Below are 18,692 nucleotides of genomic sequence, written 5' to 3'. Positions count from 1 at the left end.
CAAAGCAGGATGCTGCAAAGGCTGTAGATGCATTATTTAAAACCATTTCTGACACTCTTTCAAAAGAAGAGAAAATTCAATTGATTAGATTTGGAACATTTGAAGTGCGTGAGCGTGCGGCGCGAACAGGCCGTAACCCTCAAACCGGTGAAGAAATGCAGATTGCTGCTTCAAAAGTTCCTGCTTTTAAACCAGGAAAAGAATTGAAAGAAGCTGTAAAATAAACTCCTCGTATGCTTTAACCTTGAGATACTAAGGTTAAACAACGACTTGTGAAAACTTAACAGCTTCAGAGTCTTGTATTCGTGACGTTGACATGGCGAAAGAAATGATGGAGCAAACAAAGCACTCTATCCTTGCTCAAGCATCTCAAGCAATGCTTAAGCAAGTAAATAAACAGCCACAAAACGTACTTCAAATGTTTCGATAAAACAAATAAGGCACTCCTTAAAGGGGTGCCTTTTATATTTCTTATAATTTTTTAGAGACTTATGATCTCGAATTAGAAGGATGTTTTTCTTTTTTAACTCTTTGAGGTGATTCTAGTTAACATAATGTTGGTTCTGGGAATAAAAAAGGAGGGTTCACCATCAGTATCCTCTTTAACATGGATAGTAGCTAGATAATTAGTAACCGGAAATGGGGCCTCCATAATTGAATAGGTGTAGTAGCGCTCCTTATTATTGAATACCCCTAAACGCTCTACAATTGCATCGCCATCCGGATTAGCCAAATAACGTACACATCCACCTTCACTTACTTTATTGCTAGGGATGTACGGTAACCAGTCTGGAAGTGAGTCAAATCCTCCGATTAATTGCCATACCTGATCAGGTGTGGCAAGAATTTTAAAGATGCAATAGCATGTGCCATATTCTTTATACTCCTTTTTATTTAACGTTGATTGGTAGTGGTGCATGAGATGCTACCAGTTTTTGTTCACGCATTTCTTCCCAGAATGCTGCCGGGATTACTGTGTTCAATGCAGCTTTGTCTTCTGTAATACGTTCTGGGCGACTAGCACCAGGAATAACAGCAGCAACGGCCGGGTTAGCCAGTGAAAATTGTAAAGCAGCAGCTTTAATGCTAATTTGATGTCGATCCGCCATCTTTTTGATTTTCTCTACTTTTGCAATAATTTCTGGGGACGCTTTTTGATATTCGAAGTGAGTACCCCCAGCAAGAATACCTGAGCTATATGGACCACCCACGACAATATCCATATTATGTTTTTTAGCTGCAGGCATGACCCGTTGCAGCGCACGCTCATGATCCAATAATGTGTAACGACCAGCCAGCAAGGATACATCTGGCTTTACTTCTTCCAATTCGAGCATGAGTTCAATCGGTTCTACTCGGTTTACTCCAAGTCCCCAACCTTTAATGACTCCTTCTTCACGTAAACGTGTAAGTGCACGGAATGCCCCTGTACGTGCAGCTTCAAACTGCGAAATCCATTTATCACCATAAAAGTCCTGCGCTACGTCATGAATATATACAAAATCTATACGATCTGTTTTTAAACGTTTCAAACTATCCTCGATAGAGCGAAGAGTTGCATCCGCGCTGTAGTCATTGATGACTTTATTCTTATGGCCGAATTCGAAAAGTCCTCCTTTTTCTCCTAAATCACGTGTAGATGGATCTTCCAATTCATCCGAAATAATTCGACCTACTTTTGTACTTAAAACATAATCGTTGCGATTTCTTTTCGACAGTGCTTCACCAAGCCGCATCTCTGCTAAGGCAGATCCATAAAGTGGGGCTGTATCAAAGTAACGAATGCCACTTTCCCAAGCCGCGTCTACAGTTGCAATCGCTTCTTCTTCTGGGATATTACGGTACATATTACCTAGTGGCGCCGTACCAAAGCCTAGTTTTCCTTGCAGTATATTTCTCATTTAAGATGTCCTCCTAAAATTTACTTTTTAAAATGATTGATCACTATGAATTGAGGTGAAAATCAATGACTGATCAAATCAATAAATGACATTTCATCATCTGACAAAATACGTTGTAAAGCATTTAAACAAGCAAAAAAGTATTCACTTTAAAGTACGATAGATACTAAAAAGCAACAGAGGTACTTTTTTAATACTGTATTACTAATTCCCCTCTGACATATGCTATTATGAAACATATTCAACAATATAAAAAGTACGTACTTTAAAGTGCTATAGGTACTAAAAAGTAACCTTTCAGTTTTTTGACCTATATAAGTTGTAATAAGAGTGATATCTCATTTTAATTAGAGGGTATCCATGATAAATCAGTCAGTACAATGTTACTTATGGGCGCGGAAAAAGATCTTCAAGAGGAAGGAAAAATTCACCTTTCCTTCCTTTATATATTTTTCTTTCTAAGTACTTCAACTAATTCTTCACCCATTAGTTCAGAAGAAAATGGATCACGGCTAGTAACGATTTGATCATCAGCCCATACAGCATGTGCTTTTTTTGTCAAATCACCTTTATCGTATTTGGAAATTTTCGTAATTTCTTGTTCAAGGCTAAATGGCAGGATATCTAATAAGCCCTCTGGCTCAATTTCATCTGGATATCCTGTTACCTTCTTATCAGCAATAATGCTTTTCCCATCTGGTCGTATGGTCCAAATCAATGGGGCGGGCCCATGGCATTCAGCAGAAATGATTCCTCCATTATTATAAACAGTATTAATAATGCGATGTAGGTCTTCATCTTTTGCTAAATCATACATAGCTCCATGACCACCAACGATTAAGACGACATCATATTCATTTGGATTAGTCTCAGAAAGCTTATGTGTTTCGTCTGCTCTTCCTGATTCATATAATGCCTTATACGTTCCTTCTGGGTCATATTCGGGTAAAAAACTTGTCTGATCAACCGTTGGCTTCCCACCTAATGGAGAAGCAAGTTCTACCTCATGACCTGCTTTCTCTAGCGCTTCTAGAGGAGCAAAGAGTTCTTCTCCCCACCAACCAGTCTCATATTTATTATTCTCATCTTTGTAACCACTTGATAAGACAGCTAAAACTTTTGCCATTTTTACCGTTCCTTTCTTTTCATACTTCAAAATCTTTTATTTTTGCATTTGGACTTAAAACTTTCTCTGGTACAAATTCCTCTAAAGATTTGCCTTCTTTTACTTTATTTACCCAGTCACCATTTGCTAATGCCCCACGGCCTATAGTAACCATATCTGCATCACCATCTTCAATAATTTGTTTTGCCTTTTCTGGCTCATGGAGATTTCCATTTGCAATAACAGGTAATTTTCCATATTTTTTAGCTAGTGCTGCAAATGTTGGACCACCTTCACCAAAAGCTGAATCAGTAGCTTTCGTTCCTTCTCCTTCTGAGAATGCGGGTTGCCATGCTTCATATTCCGTTACATGAATATAGTCAAGACCTGCTTTTCCTAGTTGACCAAAAATTATTTCAGCATCTTTTTCTTTATCCGCCCACTTATGATAGAAGTCATTGACCTTGCCTTGAGAAATCCGAATACCTATCGTGTAATCCTGTCCTACTGCTTCTCGAACTGCTTTTGATACTTCGACTAGTAAACGAACACGGTTTTCTGTTGAACCACCGTATTCATCTGTACGCTGATTTGTGTAATCAGTTAGAAATTGGTCAAGAATGTAGCCATTGGCTCCATGGATCTCAATTCCATCAAAACCAGCCGTTTTAGCCCTCTTTGAAGCTTCCACGAAACCTTGAATGACTTCTGTAATATCCTCCTTTGTTGCTTCCTTTGGTACTGAGAATGTTCCCTCACCCCCATAGAATTTCATTTGCTCACCTTTTGGTTGAACTACAGATGGGGCTAATGTTTCTTTTGTAAAACGATTTCCTTGCGATAAGGCACCACCATGCATTAATTGGACAATAATTTTGCCCCCTTCTTTATGAACGGCATCTGTTACCTTTTTCCATGCTTGTACTTGGTCATCGTCCACGATTCCTGGCTGATTAAGGTAACCTTGACTATATTTTTTGTCTGGATATGTACCTTCTGTAATGATTAGACCGAATCCTCCACTAGCAAATTTGGAATAGTAAGAAACCATTTGATCAGTTGCAGAACCTTCTGATGTGGCACTAGTTCGTGTCATGGGAGCTAACCCTACACGATTATTTAAATGCATGTTTCCTAGTTTTACTTTATTAAATAAAATGGAAGTCAATTTTAAAGTCTCCTTTCACTATAAAAAACCACGGTTTTATTATTTACAGTCCTTGATAAATTAACCTCAAAAAGGCATTTTACTTTCATTTAAATATATTTAATTTCGAGGTAATTTGGAGCTATTTAGAATTATATACCCAATATTAACTTTGTCTAAAAAAAAGTTCCGGTGCAAAATATCCTCGACAAAGGAAACTATTATCTTAATAAACAGAGCTTTCTTGTTAGAGGTTCTGTTTTGCTTTATAATATGTAAATTTCCAGTTAACATAACACCCATTACAAGAAGTGTATAAAATCCCATATATTGAGCAAAATACAAAAGATGCCGTTAGGCCTCAATATACCCCAATTCTGTATAAGCAAATTGATGTAAAAAAGACTACCTCTCACCCTTCTCGCTGTTTTTCCAGAGGTAGTCTTTTTTCTCTTTATAACTGTATAACTCTATACATATTGGGGTCCTGGCACATGCCCATCAAGCTAAGGTAAGTAAATGATAGAATAGCTCCCCTTTTTATATAAAAAGAGCTTATGCTTCTCAAAATGGGCAGACCAAATAAGCCTGAAACAGGCTATTTTTTTAAAATCCTATGCAGCTTTTTGGTGACGGATGGTATACTCATAGACAACACCCAATATATCAAAGACCGTTTTCTTTTCATATCGGTGAGATTTTCGCCCGTTTTTCTGTAGGAGGTCAAACAGGCGAAGGAGGATCTTTGATAGCTCTTGGGTGCTTTTTTGTATCGTTCGAAAGAAAAGTGGAAAATAATCTTGAATCATATACATGGCTTTATATTCGCTAAGTTCTTGTTTCTTTTTGATGAGAAGTAACTGCCTCATCTGAAACATCGTAGAGGAACACAGTAAGATGCCAATGAGCTGACCGTACAGATGACATTCTAACCGTTCTCGTTTCATTTCTTTACAGTGTTGAATACCAAAACAGGATTTCCATGTTTTAAAAAGGATCTCAATCTGCCAACGTAGTGAATAAAGGGGATGTATGTGTTCCATCAGAACCTCTTCCCCTGACAGATTGGTGATGTAAGCATTCATTGCACTCAATCGTTTACTTTGTTCCTTATATACAATCCCTTTCTTTTCTCCTTTACAGCTTGAGATTTCCATCGTGTTTGCGTTTGTTCTTCCGTGAGTCGATGGAGAATGACTCGAGTCGGAAGCTTTTGGTATAACCCAACATAAGCTTCTGAAATCTCATAAGTTTGACCAGGTTGTAATTGATTCATGATCTTTTCCATATCTAGCTGTATGTATTCGGACTGTTTCTTCATTTGTCCATCTTTGAAGTATTCCGGCTCTGGATTTTTTGATAAATACGTGTATTCACCTTTAAACGGGAGATGTAAAATGCGTCTTTCTCTTGGATTTAATAGAGATCCTTCAAATCAAAATAGCCTAAATCTCGTATACATAAATCCATGGCTTGAACGGTTTGTAAACACGTAGAACCGTAAGTTCGATCATTTTGTTTTCCTGGTCCTGAATGAACATGTAGAAATTGACCACTCGAAAGCTCATATTCTAATTGAATTTTGACTCCTGAGGTATGGCTACTCCCCCCGGATCCTTGATAGGTAGAAGCAAAAACATCAGGAAGTTGAAACGTGGTGGAGTCAAGAATGCGAATTCGTTGAAATTGGGAAGTGTAACCATGAGGAAGCATTTGAGCTGTGTAGAGCTTTTGAGTAAGTAAAGAAGCAAGTAGACGTTGCAGGAATCGGACAGCTGCCGCATTTAACCGTTGATTAAGTCCTTCAGGACTCATTAAAACGTTGGTAGAGGCTTCTAAACGACTGTATAATTGAGCGAGTGAAGTACTCGCCACTTGTTGACTGAACCAAACACATAGAGCGACTAACTCTTGGGCTCAATATTTACTTGTACGTTGAACAAATCCGACTTCCTTCGCTAGATGCTGAAGAGCATCGGGAGACAAATATCTTTGAAGTTCTTGGGAAAAGAAATGTAGCTCCTCTGAAACTATCGACAAATTCACGAAAAAACGCCATCCTTTCCTATAATTCTACAGAAAGCATAACGTTTTTTTTCGTTTTGGGGATAGTCTATTTTGTTAGCTTGATGGGCATGTGCTGGGACCCCTAGTAGCAGAAATCGACAAAAATTGGAAGAATAATAAAAAAGCAGAACTAGCCATTCCACAATTTGGAAAAACATATGAAGTTGCTCCGACATCAGTTTTTTTAGCAGCTGAACCAGATGGAAATATTTACACTGGTCAAACACTTGGCCCAAATAGTGGTGATGTAATGCTTTAAATAAATCGGATTTTGAGTAAAAGGATATGCAGAATTAGAAGGCTTAAATAACGATATTAAGTTACATGTTTATCCTTTTAATAATCTTATTGCTAGAGCATTAAAAAATTTAACTTGGGATACACGGAAAGCAGAGAAGTATGAAGAATTTATTGGTTTAAAAGTTAGTATTAAAAATGTCATTATAAAAAGTGAGATATCAATCATAGAGCTGATTGTCTATGAATTGGAATGTTTATTCTTACACAGACATTCTAGAAATGCAATTAATTGCGTTAAAAAATCATTATTTCAAATTTTCTTTACATGTTTTTTTATGATTAAAGCCCTATTGAAATATATTTTACTTCTAAGTAGTCTTCAATTCCGTAGTGACTTCCTTCACGTCCAAGACCACTTTCTTTAAAACCGCCAAACGGTGCCTCAGCTGCAGATGGAGAGCCATCATTCACTCCTACAACTCCGTATTCTAATTCTTCAGATACAAAAGTTGCCTCTTTAATGTTTTCTGTAAATACGTAAGCAGCTAGACCATAAGGGCTATTGTTTGCTCGTTCTACTGCTTCTTCTACTGTTTTAAATGTTGCTACAGGTGCCAATGGCCCAAATGTCTCTTCAAACATGCAGCTCATGTCATCTGTTACATTTGTGATAATTGTCGGCTCCATAAAGAAACCATCTTTCGTTGTTATAGATTGTCCGCCAATTACGACTTTGGCACCTTTATTTTTAGCATCGGCAATTTGTGTTTCTACTTTTTCAACCGATTTTTGGTTAATTAACGGTCCAACTTGTGTACCTTCTTCTAATCCGTTTCCTACTCTTAATTCTGCTGCTTTTGCTGCAAATTTTTCAACGAAAGCAGCTGCAATGGACTCTTGTACATATACGCGGTTTGTACAGATGCATGTTTGACCTGCGTTGATAAACTTAGAAGCTATTACACCCTTTACAGCTTCATCTAAATTTGCATTTTCTGTTACGATAAACGGTGCGTGACCGCCTAATTCCAGCGCTAATTTTTTCACTGTATCAGCAGCACCGCGCATGAGATGTTTCCCAACCTCTGTTGATCCCGTAAATGTTAGCTTACGGATGCGCCCATCTTTTTGCCACGTGTCTCCAATTGCAGCCGCATCTCCAGTCACGACGTTAATAACGCCTTGTGGTACGCCTGCTTCTTCTGCAAGCTCTACTAGACGGAATGCTGTAAATGGTGTTTCCTCAGATGGTTTTAAAACAATTGTACATCCCGCTGCAAGAGCTGGCGCAACTTTACGCGTAATCATTGCTGCAGGGAAATTCCAAGGTGTAATCGCTGCTACGACGCCAACAGGTTGTTTTTTAACCATGATACGTTTATGGGCATGATGCGCTGGAATCGTTTCACCGTATACGCGTTTTCCTTCTTCAGCAAACCAAGCAATATAATCATTGCCATATTGAATTTCATTTTTAGCTTCGGCCAAAGGTTTGCCTTGTTCTATTGTCATAATTTCTGCTTATTCATTCTTATGATTTTCAATCAGCTGGTGCCATCTCATTAAAATAGCACTGCGTTCTTGAGCTGTTTTTTTAGACCATGTTTTAAACGCTGCAGAGGCTGCATCAGCAGCTGCGGCTGCTTCGTTTGCTCCTGCTTTCGGAATGTGTCCGATTATTTCTTTTGTTGCGGGATTCACGACTTCAATTTTTTCTTCTGTCGTTGTCCATTCACCGTTAATATATAGTTTGTTTGGATACATGATTAATCCTCCTAGTTGTATGAATTTCTTTGCGCTGTGTTAACTACACTATATACACTAGCATCTTCATTGCTTTATGAGTACTTCCCTTCTGTACTATGGGTATAGCTAAAGGTTATGGGTGATAAATATGAAAACAGATGGCTTGAGTCTTTTCTCGAAACGGCCAAAACAAAAAGCTTAAGCCATTCAGTAGTACTATTTTGGTTCTAATGGGAGTAATTTATCAGTGGTAAATTTTCTTCTTCCCAGTTTTGTCTAATGGCTTTACATTAAACGTGTTTCCGGATATTTCAGAGGATGATGAATACAGTGAGTTTTGGAGATTCTTTACTCGTGGTAAAGAGAGTTTCCATTTTGTCGTTGCAGGTAATGGTATTGAGAAGGATTTTAACTAAGAAATACATAAAACAAAAACGGTACCTTTACTAAGTTCCGTTTTTGTTTTACTACCTGTAATGAACATTATGTTAATTAGTCTTATATATAGGATCAAAACTTAATAAGTAATAGTTATGGTAAAATGATACAAAAAGACCGTAAAATTTAAATCTTTGATACATCAAAGTATAGTAAGGGGACTAACAAATGAAGGATATTTTAGTACTAGGTGGTACGCGTTTCTTTGGTCGTAAATTAGTTGAGTTATTAATTAAAGATGGACATAATGTTACGATTATGACTCGTGGACAATCGAGCAATCCATTTGGTGATAGAGTAGAACATATTATAGGTGATCGTCTAAATCAGGAAGAATTATCAAAGAAAGTTGAAGGACGTATGTTTGATATTGTTTACGACAATATTTGTTATTCTCCAAATGATGCTTATTCATTTTGTGAAGTATTTAATGACAAAATTGGTAAACTTGTATTTACATCCACACTGGCTACCTATGAAGCAGATGGAAAAGAAAAGAGCGAAGATGATTTTAATCCCTATAACTATGAGATTCAGATGGGAGATAGGGAGGACTTTACTTACGGAGAAGGAAAACGTCAAGCTGAGGCTGTTTTCTATAAATATGCGAAATTCCCTGTTGTAGCCGTTCGTTTCCCCATTGTAATGGGAGAAGATGATTATACACGTCGTTTTCATTTCCACATTGAACGGGTAGCAAATAAAATGCCCATTGGATTTATAAATATGGATGCAGAAATGTCATTTATCCAAGCATCTGAGGCAGCTCTATTTTTAAGATGGGCTGGATTAGAAGAAATTGAAGGCCCATATAATGCAACAGCAAATGGAAAAATATCATTATCTGATTTGATGAAAATAGTTGAAGAAGCGACAGGCCAATCTGCAAACATCTCTTTAGTAGAAAATGATGAAATGTGTTCTCCATATTCTATTCCTGATTCGTGGTACATGACAAATGAAAAAGCGAAAAATAGAGGGTTTCGCTTTACTAATCTACATGACTGGCTGGCACCATTGGCTGTAAAAATTGCAAATCATAAAGAATAAATGATTAAATAGGTAACTGTATTTAATTAACAAAAAAAAGCTTGGATATTATCTTCCAAGCTTTTTACTGTCTATAATATCTATTATGGGAACCAATCCATTTTGAGTTATACCTATAGGCAAGTCAATACTATAGTCTTTAGAAAGTTTAGATTTCTCTTTTACCTTATAGAACAGCTTCATCCTTAATAATGAATTTAGATACTCCATTTTTAGCAACTATCTTAGCTTCTACGGTTCTGGTGCAAAAATATTTTTTTAATTTATTTTTTGGTCCTTTATATTATAGAGATTACCATGTAAGCATGCACATAAAAAGATAGTACCAAAATAATTTAAAAAGAGAAAAGATGCCTTAGAAAGTTGCATTTCAGAAAAATGGAAGGGTGACCCATTTGGTTTTTATACACCTATTATGTCACCCTAGTTGTTCACTATAATCATTACTTTCGATCAAAAAAGAATCCGGATTCGAAACTACGCTCTGTTCTACAGGCTTCACATAAATGAAGAGTTCTTATTTGTTCTTGATTATGATCTTCTTGATTTAATTTCTCTTCAAAACCACATACTTCACATACTCTCATTGTCTTTTCTCCTTAATATTAGGATTGATTTTCAATGAAGATAGCTACTTTTCATTGAAAATCAATCCCGTATCCTTCACAGCCTGTAGAAAATCATCTTGAGAGGCCGCTTTCTCATCGTAGCTAAAAGTAACCATCCTGTTTGCTAAGCTTACTTCAACTCTACTTACACCCCAAACTTCATTTAGTGCATGAAGAACTTTATTAACATCATTCTCATCTCTCATACCTTCTATTTTAAGAAATCCATTTTCCACTTTAAAATTCTCCTTTTTAGTGTAACTCTCGCTTATCTCCTTGGAATGCCTCTCCCATCCCCTCTAAAAAGCCCAACATAGTTGTCAATGAGGTTCTTATTTCTGGGTTTCGAATACTATTTCCAAGTTTCCATAAGCTCACTTTTTCATTTTTATCTATATTCTCTGCTGATTTCTCTAGGCCATGACTCACTCCCTTTAGTATTGTTTGTAGCTGATCAGGATTCAATTGGCCAAGGAAGTTAAACGTATTCATTCCATTTTTGATTGTATTATGCATATTAGGCTGATTAAGCTGTTGAACAGCAATCACTCCTACATCAACACGTTTCTCTAGTAACCCATTCAACGCATTCAAAACACCCATCTCATGGAGTTGCTTTACGATTCCGATTGTCGCCATAATGGCTTCCTTGTTGTCTGCCAGTGCTGCCATAATATCTGTGATTGCTTTTGATTGTTCTTCTTGACGGTTTGGAGTTTCTTTTCTAATTTGCTTGATTGCTTTCGCCAAAATCATCACCTCCTGCTTGGAATAATTCTGTAATTGGAGTAAAGTCATCCCGCTTCCATTTCTCTTCTACTCTCACACTAATTTGAGGCATACGGTTTCCAAATCGGTGATTTACTTTTGGTAACGGTGGTTCGCCCTTTTCTTCTAATATTTCCATTTTCACACTCATTTCCTTATAGTTTGGTGTGTGGGTAACGGAATCATGGTAACTACTTGTTAGGCGGTTAACTGCTTCCTCATCTTCTCGTGTATTCATTGTTAAGTACAATTCATCTCCTGTTACACGATCTGTGACTATTGCTCTTACTTTAACCTGACCATAAGGAGAGGTTAAGCGAACTAAAGAACCGTCTTCAATCCCTCGTTCCTTCGCCACCTCAAGTGATATTTCAAGCCAAGGGTGGGGAACTTTATGTGTAAGCCCTTCAGACTTATACGTCATATTTCCTTCATGGAAATGTTCTAACAATCGACCATTATTTAAATGTAAATCATATTCATCTCCCGCTTCATAAGGAGGAGTCCAGTCAACTGGAGCGAGTCGTGCCTTGCCATCTGTAAAAGCGAACCTTTCTTTGAAAAGAAGAGGAGAATCTGTTCCATCTTTGGCAACTGGCCAAACTTGACTATTAAATCCTTCTAGTCTTTCATAACTCACCCCAGCAAAATAGCCAGCAAGACTCGCTGCCTCATCCATAATTTCGCTTGGATGCTGATAATTCCAGTTTGCTCCAAGATAATTAGCAAGCTCTTGGAAGATAAGCCAATCTGGTTTTGAGTCTCCGAGTGGTTCAAGTACTTGATAAAACCTTTGAATTCGGCGTTCTGTGTTTACAAACGTACCGTCTTTCTCCAGACTCGGAGCTGCAGGCAAAATAACATCAGCGAATTGTGCTGTTTTACTAAAGAACACGTCCTGGACAACAAAAAAATCTAAATTTTCGAGCATAGAATCCACAAAATTTATGTTAGAATCTACAAACGCCATATCTTCACCAAATAAATACAACGCCTTTAGTTTTCCTTTCTTAACACCTTCAAGCATTTGATGATTATCCATTCCAGGATCCTTTGGCAAAGGAACGCCCCATGCCTTTTCATAACGTTTTCTAACCTGCTCGTCTTGAATAGGTTCATATCCTGGGAACCATGTAGGCATTGTACCGAAATCACAAGCTCCTTGAACGTTATTATGCCCTCTAAGCGGGTAGGCACCTGTTCCTGTTCGGCCATAATTTCCTGTGATTAGAAGTAAATTTGAGATTGCTGTACTCGTATCCGTTGCTCCCATATGCTGAGTAACACCCATGGCCCATAATATACAGGCTGACTTGGCTTCATGAATCATAGTTGCCAACTCAATGATTTCATCCTTTGTTAATCCTGTCATTTCTTCTGCATAGTCTAATGTAAATTTATCCAGAGATTGAATATAGCTCTCAAGCCCATTCACTCGATTTTTTAAGAACTCTTTATCTTCCCACCCTTGATCTAAAATGTATTTTGTTACGGCTGATAACCAGATAAGGTCCGTACTAGGCTTTGGATGAATAAAGAGATTTGCTCGCTCTGCTAATTCATTCTTTCGTAAGTCTGCAACGATTAGTTTCTGTCCATGAAGTTTATGAGCTCGTTTAATACGAGTTGCTAGCACAGGATGGGATTCCGCAGGATTAGCACCAATTACGATAACCAATTCTGTTTTCTCAATGTCTCTTATTGTTCCGGAATCTCCGCCGATTCCGACTGTACGCAAGAGCCCTGCTGTTGCAGGAGATTGACAATATCTTGAACAATTATCTACATTGTTTGTTCCCATGATAGCGCGGGCAAATTTTTGGAATAGGAAATTCTCCTCATTTGAGCATTTGGACGAAGCAATGTAACCGATAGAATCAGGACCATGTTGCTCTTTTATACCTGTTAGCTTCGAAGCAATTAAAGTTAGGGCCTCCTCCCATGTTGATTCGATAAATTCTTCACCTTTACGGATTAATGGCTTTGTTAAACGCTCCTCACTATTTACATAGTCCCAGCCCCATTTTCCTTTTACACACGTTGAAATCCCATTAACTGGTGAATGTTCTTGAGGTTCAATTTTTAAGATTTGACGATCTTTTGTCCATACTTCAAAACTGCAACCAACTCCACAGTAAGTACAAACTGTTTTTGTACGTTTGATTCTGGCTTTTCGCATAGCTGCTTCCACTTCTGAAATTGCAAATATTTCTTTGTATCCTGGTTCAACTTCCTTGGTTAAATCAATCATTGGTTCTAACACATTAGGAGGAATAGATGTTAAATAACCTGCTTCTCCTAACATCGACTTTTCCATTAAAGCATTACAAGGACAAACTGTTACACAGTGTCCACACGAAACACAAGATGATTGATCTATAGGTACATCATTGTCCCAGATGACCCGAGGTTTTTCACGTTCCCAATCAATAGTTAATGTTTCATTTACCTGCAAATCTTGACAAGCCTCAACGCATCTTCCACATAAAATACATTGATCTGGCTCATATCGATAAAAAGGATGTGAATTATCTGGAGGGTAAGGCTTGGCCTCAAATTTATATTTTTGATGCTCGATCTCAAGATATTCTGCTGTATTGTGAACAACACAATTTCCATTGTTATTATCACAGACTGTACAGTATAGTTCATGATTTTTTAAGATTCTTGACATTGCTTCATATTGAGCATCTTTCACAGGTTTGGAAAGCGTATCAATGCTCATACCAGCTTCTGCTTTTGTTGCACAGGCACGTACCATTTTACCTTCGACATTGACAAAACATGTATCACAAGTCTGAATGGTTCCTAAGTTTGGATGATAGCAAATACTTGGGATATACGATTTATTTGCTTGGGCCACTTCTAAAATCGTTTGTTCAGGATAAGCTATGTATTCCTTTCCATTAATTTGAATCGAAAATGAAGATTCTTTCATGCATTTACCTCCTTTTTAATCCGTGTTTATGTAATCTTTTAGGATTGCTAATAAGCTGCTCTTGCAACCAACCTTCCTCCTGTAGTATTTCCAATAAATACAATAATAATAAACACATTTGCCACTGCATGTTGAAAATCGAACAAAAATCGTATTCAATAATTTGTACATCAGAAAAGCATAAGAAAAACTATAAAAGGGTAATCTTATAAATGTTTATCTATCACGTCATTTTTGATTTTTGAAATTAGTAAGAAGGAAGGTCCGAAAAAGTGGAAAAGGAAATATTATATCAGCGTATACATAATATGATTATTTCTTCAGCTAAAAAACCTAAATACACAGCCCTCTCTACCGTAAAGATTGCTGATTTATTCGGTGTAAAGCCTGAGGATGTTGAAAAAATGTTACAGGAATTAATCAACGAAGGGCGTTTAAATAAGTCAAAGTTGACTGATCCACCAAATTATGAAATATATTTATTACCATGAAAAAGATGAGATGAATACATTTCAAAGAAATTAGAGAACAAGGATCGGAAGCTTTTAGATAATGTTAGAGGAAGGTAAGAAACTCAAAAACTTATTGCAGCGAGTGAAGAAAAGAAAAAGAAGTCGTGGGAGTTTTGAAAATAACGTCGTGGATTTGCGTATAGATATATAGCATACATATAGATAAGCCCCCCTTATAGATAATGATCCTCTTTGTTATGAATATAAAAAAATATATAGACCGTTTAGGGTTTAATACTATAAGTTTAAATAGAAATCTGGCCTACTTGAAGAGGATTCTCTTTTTTATCGATTCTATTAATTCGTTTTCAATTGCTTCGGATAGTTCATTTGATAAAGAAATGGTGCTTTGGGCAATAGCTGTCTGTGTTGTAATTCTTTTTAAGGGGACATTTACAATATTAGGTCTTCCTTTTTCATATCAGTGTAAAAAATTGCTCATCGTTTGTCTCCTTGGTATGCTCAGATAATCAAATAGGTTATTGTGTGGGGATTTTTTGAATAAAGAAATATCTATGATAAAATATGCCCCCAGAAAATAGGACTAACTTACACGATTTATAAATATACTTTGTAAGTCAGCCTGTTTTTCTGAAATCATTTCTTTATTAAAATTATGGTTTTTAACTATTTGCACAAAATAGAAACATTAGATAAATGAAAATGAAACGGATATTGTTTCTTCATTAGTATTATATTTCTATGATAAAATACATTTTAACTATTAAAATCAATAAAGAAACATAATAAATCTTAATCACTATGTTGATAATTTCAACCGCCAATATGCGACATTTCTACCTTTGAACTATTTACTAGACTATTACCATTTGCTCGTTCATCAGAATATCGATCCTTACGATGATTCCAAATGTCAGTAATTTTGTTAGTAATCACATCCTCCGATTCTTCTGAACGAAGCAAATGACGAAGATCATATCCTTTTGATGCAAATAAACATGTATATAATTTCCCTTCAGCAGAAATTCGAGCTCTTGAACAGGTCGAACAAAAAGAATCGGTAACGGATGAAATAATTCCAATTTCTTGATCACTGTCTATATATCGATACCTAGTTGCCACTTCTCCTATATAATTTGGCTTAATTTGTTCAAGTGGCATTACTTCTCTAATTCGATTCAAAATCTCTTGTTTGGTCGTTACTTCTGCCATTCTCCAACCGTTTGAATTTCCTACATCCATATACTCAATAAAGCGAAGGGTATGTTTATTTTCTTTAAAATATCTTGCCATTGGAACGATATCTTGATCGTTTTTTCCTTTTTGAACAACCATATTCACTTTCACTTTTAACCCTGCTTCAGAAGCTACCTGAATTCCTTCTAAAACCGCCGATACTTTGCTTTTTTTTCCATTTAACTGATTGAAACGTTCATCATCTAAAGAGTCCAGACTGACTGTCACCCGTCTTAACCCAGCATCAAATAACAGAGGGGCAAACTTTTTAAGAAGAGATCCATTCGTCGTAATAGCAATATCTTCCACCCCATTAATTAAATTCAAACGATGAATCAATTCAGGAAGATCCTTGCGCAGTAGAGGTTCTCCTCCGGTAATACGTATTTTTCTAACACCTAAAGAAACAAATATACGGGTTAAACGCTCCATCTCATCAAAAGATAGAATTTTATCGGAAGCTAAAAAGGGATAATTAGGACCAAAGATTTCTTCAGGCATGCAATAGCGACAGCGAAAATTACAACGATCTGTTACAGATAAACGCAAATCCTTTAATGGGCGTTGTAATTTATCTAAAATACCATCTTCCATATTCTTACCCTCCTCCTTCATAAGATAGAAAATTAACATTAACTGCAGATTATTCTTTACTCTTTTTATAAAATTCGTTCCGGACATGTATAAATATTAAAAGATTGATTTCGAATAAAACCTACTGTCGTAATTCCTAGCCCTTCAGCTAACTCTAACGCTAATTCAGTAGGAGCAGATTTTGAAAGAACTATTTCACAACCAATTTTAGCTACTTTTAATAGAATTTCTGAAGATATCCGTCCACTAAAGACAATAATCTTATTTCCAATCGGGATATCATTTTTCAAGCAATATCCATATATTTTATCCAGAGCATTATGCCTTCCTATATCCATGCGACTTAGCATGAAATCTTCCACATCACATAAGGCGGCGTTATGAACCCCTCCTGTACTCTGGAAAGTAGTAGCTGAATCTTGTAAATTTTTCATCAAACGTAGACAATTATCCGCAGATATTTTAACTCGGATTTCATTCATCTTTTTAGCAGTTAATGCATCATTAACAAAAACAAACCCTTGTCTACTCATTCCACAGCAAGATGTAATGTAACGCTTGTTCTGGAAATTTTGATAATAAGGATTTAGCTTATCTACTTCTACATGTACATATCCTTCTTTTTCTTGAAACCAAATATCTTTAATCTCCTCATATTCCCTTATAATTCCTTCAGATGCTAAGTAGCCGATGACCATATCTTCAATGTATTCTGGTGTACAGACCATTGTAACAAATTCTTGTTCATTAATTTTTACTGTAACGGGAAACTCTGTAACAATTACATCCTCAGCACTTTCAATATGCCCATTCGCAAATTTCAGAATCTCCCTTTTCCCCACCGTTGGTTTCATATAATAACTCATCCTTTAAGGTATATTTCTATTAAAGAATTCTAAAATATGATACAGAATCAATGTTTTAGGATTTGTTCTCTATGAACGAGGTCTTGAGCTAAAGACGTAAACATTTCTCCAGTAAGTGAATCTTCATCATATACATTTGAATTTTTATTTTCCTCTCGCTTTGCAAAAGGAATTCTTGCAATAACTTCAGCCTCTATCTGTTGAGCTAACATATCACCGCCACCTTTTCCAAAAAGGTAGTTTCTTGAACCATCTTGTTCTTCATAATAAGACATATTCTCCACAATACCTAGAACTTCATGTTTAGTATGTTTAGCCATGGCCCCTGCTCTGGAAGCAACAAAAGAAGCGACATTATGAGGAGTCGTGACGATAATTTCCCTTGATTGAGGAATCATGGCGGCTACATCAATCGCTACATCTCCTGTACCAGGAGGTAAATCAAGAAGAAGATAATCTAGTTCTCCCCAATGTGTATTCGCAAGGAAATTTTTAATCCATTTATTTAGCATCGGTCCTCTCCACATAACCGGATTGTTATTATCTGTAAAGAAACCCATAGACATAACTTTAACACCGTGACTTACTACTGGGATAACAGTTTTATCAATCATGGTTGGTTTTTGTTTCACTTCCATCATTGCTGGAATACTAAATCCGTAAATATCAGCATCTAAAATACCTACCTTTTTTCCCATACGAACCAAAGCAGTAGCAAGGTTCACGGTAACCGTTGATTTTCCTACTCCTCCTTTTCCACTCGTCACAGCAATAAATTGAACTCCTGAATCTAGTCGTAACATGTTGGGCATTCCAGTCTCTGTTGTAGCACTTTTTTTCAAAGTTTTTGTTAATTTAGCACGTTCTTCTGGTGTCATAGAGCCAAAGATTAATGAAACACTGGAGGCTCCGATACCTTTAAGAGAATTTTCAACATCCTCTTTAATCCTGGCTTTTAAAGGACATCCCTGGATTGTTAAGACAACTTCAAGTTCAACATTTGTACCATCAATCTTAACATTTCTTACCATGTTTAAATCCACGATACTTTTATGCAATTCGGGATCTTTGACATGTTTTAGGGATTTCATAACTTTTTCGTTTGTCAGCATACATTTCATTCCTTTTTTATTTAGTAACTTCATTTTCATTATGGTCAATCAATTTGTAAAAATATTCAAAAAAAACATTTTTTTAATTCCCTTTTTTGTTATTCATATAGCTTTAAGGCTATAGATAAAGGCTTAAGCCATTTGAAATAATAAGCATAATTGGGTTCTGGTGCAAAAATTTCAACTAACTTGAAAATAGTCTATAAATCTTGGACATACTGATACTATTACTCTAAAAAAGGTGTGTGATCGGTATGGAAAAGGAAAGTTTGTTCAAATGGAAGCACTATCAGCCTGATATTATTTTATTAACGGTAAGATGGTACCTACGGTACAACCTAAGTTTCCGTGATTTGGTGGAAATGATGGGGGAACGAGGCTTATCCATTGCTCATACAACCAT

The 18,692-nt window shown here is 36.5% G+C and carries 14 protein-coding genes and 5 pseudogenes; 6 read left to right on the top strand and 13 right to left on the bottom strand.

The window, feature by feature from the left end:
- Both MOC86_RS13895 and MOC86_RS13890 read left to right on the top strand, forming a co-directional pair.
- A partial coding sequence (locus tag MOC86_RS13895) for an HU family DNA-binding protein (protein ID WP_268584690.1) occupies window positions 1–224 on the top strand: 224 nt, incomplete at its 5' end.
- A 53-nt stretch (window positions 225–277) separates the two neighbouring features.
- Window positions 278–430 (top strand): annotated as a pseudogene (locus MOC86_RS13890) (flagellin); the annotation flags it as partial.
- 147 nt (window positions 431–577) lie between these two features.
- Here the strand turns inward: MOC86_RS13890 and MOC86_RS13885 are convergent.
- From MOC86_RS13885 to MOC86_RS13865, 5 genes and pseudogenes are all read right to left on the bottom strand, one after another.
- Window positions 578–873: pseudogene (locus MOC86_RS13885) on the bottom strand (SRPBCC family protein); the annotation flags it as partial.
- 17 nt (window positions 874–890) lie between these two features.
- Complete coding sequence (locus MOC86_RS13880) at window positions 891–1,901, bottom strand: aldo/keto reductase (protein WP_268584689.1); 1,011 nt, start codon at window positions 1,899–1,901, stop codon at window positions 891–893.
- Window positions 1,902–2,343: 442 nt separating this feature from the next.
- Complete coding sequence (locus tag MOC86_RS13875) at window positions 2,344–3,027, bottom strand: type 1 glutamine amidotransferase domain-containing protein (RefSeq protein WP_268584688.1); 684 nt, start codon at window positions 3,025–3,027, stop codon at window positions 2,344–2,346.
- Window positions 3,028–3,046: 19 nt separating this feature from the next.
- Window positions 3,047–4,174, bottom strand: a complete 1,128-nt coding sequence (locus MOC86_RS13870) for an NADH:flavin oxidoreductase (protein ID WP_268584687.1) — start codon at window positions 4,172–4,174, stop codon at window positions 3,047–3,049.
- Window positions 4,175–4,767: 593 nt separating this feature from the next.
- Window positions 4,768–6,199, bottom strand: a pseudogene (locus MOC86_RS13865) (IS4 family transposase).
- Between the two features lie 91 nt (window positions 6,200–6,290).
- Here MOC86_RS13865 and MOC86_RS13860 point away from each other — a divergent pair.
- Entirely contained in the window at window positions 6,291–6,479 is a 189-nt protein-coding gene (locus tag MOC86_RS13860; protein WP_268584686.1) for a hypothetical protein, read from the top strand.
- A 320-nt stretch (window positions 6,480–6,799) separates the two neighbouring features.
- On the opposite strand, the pseudogene MOC86_RS13855 reads toward MOC86_RS13860, so the two are convergent.
- Window positions 6,800–8,224 (bottom strand): annotated as a pseudogene (locus tag MOC86_RS13855) (NAD-dependent succinate-semialdehyde dehydrogenase).
- Window positions 8,225–8,812: 588 nt separating this feature from the next.
- Here MOC86_RS13855 and MOC86_RS13850 point away from each other — a divergent pair.
- Entirely contained in the window at window positions 8,813–9,694 is an 882-nt protein-coding gene (locus tag MOC86_RS13850) for an NAD-dependent epimerase/dehydratase family protein (protein ID WP_268584685.1), read from the top strand.
- Window positions 9,695–10,137: 443 nt separating this feature from the next.
- On the opposite strand, the gene MOC86_RS13845 is transcribed toward MOC86_RS13850, so the two are convergent.
- The 4 genes from MOC86_RS13845 to fdhF are packed head-to-tail and all read right to left on the bottom strand — an operon-like array spanning window position 10,138 to window position 14,008.
- Window positions 10,138–10,281, bottom strand: a complete 144-nt coding sequence (locus tag MOC86_RS13845; protein ID WP_268584684.1) for a hypothetical protein — start codon at window positions 10,279–10,281, stop codon at window positions 10,138–10,140.
- A gap of 44 nt (window positions 10,282–10,325) precedes the next feature.
- Window positions 10,326–10,538 carry a heavy-metal-associated domain-containing protein gene (locus MOC86_RS13840; RefSeq protein ID WP_268584683.1) on the bottom strand — a complete coding sequence of 71 codons (213 nt, stop codon included), beginning with the start codon at window positions 10,536–10,538 and terminating at the stop codon, window positions 10,326–10,328.
- A 16-nt stretch (window positions 10,539–10,554) separates the two neighbouring features.
- Window positions 10,555–11,052, bottom strand: a complete 498-nt coding sequence (locus MOC86_RS13835) for a DUF1641 domain-containing protein (RefSeq protein WP_268584682.1) — start codon at window positions 11,050–11,052, stop codon at window positions 10,555–10,557.
- Window positions 11,027–14,008, bottom strand: a complete 2,982-nt coding sequence (gene fdhF, locus MOC86_RS13830) for a formate dehydrogenase subunit alpha (RefSeq protein WP_268584681.1) — start codon at window positions 14,006–14,008, stop codon at window positions 11,027–11,029. The genes MOC86_RS13835 and fdhF overlap by 26 nt, the downstream gene beginning before the upstream one ends.
- Window positions 14,009–14,280: 272 nt before the next feature.
- Between fdhF and MOC86_RS13825 the strand changes: the two genes are divergently transcribed.
- Window positions 14,281–14,499, top strand: a complete 219-nt coding sequence (locus MOC86_RS13825; RefSeq protein WP_268584680.1) for a PCI domain-containing protein — start codon at window positions 14,281–14,283, stop codon at window positions 14,497–14,499.
- A gap of 795 nt (window positions 14,500–15,294) precedes the next feature.
- Here the strand turns inward: MOC86_RS13825 and moaA are convergent.
- From moaA to MOC86_RS13810, 3 genes are all read right to left on the bottom strand, one after another.
- A complete protein-coding gene (gene moaA, locus MOC86_RS13820; protein ID WP_268584679.1) occupies window positions 15,295–16,311 on the bottom strand; it encodes a GTP 3',8-cyclase MoaA in 1,017 nt (338 codons plus the stop codon).
- A 65-nt stretch (window positions 16,312–16,376) separates the two neighbouring features.
- Window positions 16,377–17,165, bottom strand: a complete 789-nt coding sequence (gene fdhD, locus MOC86_RS13815) for a formate dehydrogenase accessory sulfurtransferase FdhD (protein ID WP_268584678.1) — start codon at window positions 17,163–17,165, stop codon at window positions 16,377–16,379.
- Between the two features lie 59 nt (window positions 17,166–17,224).
- On the bottom strand, window positions 17,225–18,298 hold the full coding sequence (locus MOC86_RS13810) for a P-loop NTPase (RefSeq protein WP_419146646.1): 1,074 nt from the start codon (window positions 18,296–18,298) through the stop codon (window positions 17,225–17,227).
- Between the two features lie 245 nt (window positions 18,299–18,543).
- Between MOC86_RS13810 and MOC86_RS13805 the strand changes: the two are divergent.
- Window positions 18,544–18,692 (top strand): annotated as a pseudogene (locus tag MOC86_RS13805) (IS6 family transposase); the annotation flags it as partial.

Source organism: Priestia endophytica (assembly GCF_026790145.1).
GTDB classification, from domain to species: Bacteria; Bacillota; Bacilli; order Bacillales; family Bacillaceae_H; genus Bacillus_I; species Bacillus_I endophytica_A.
This window is presented reverse-complemented; position numbering and strand designations above follow the sequence as displayed.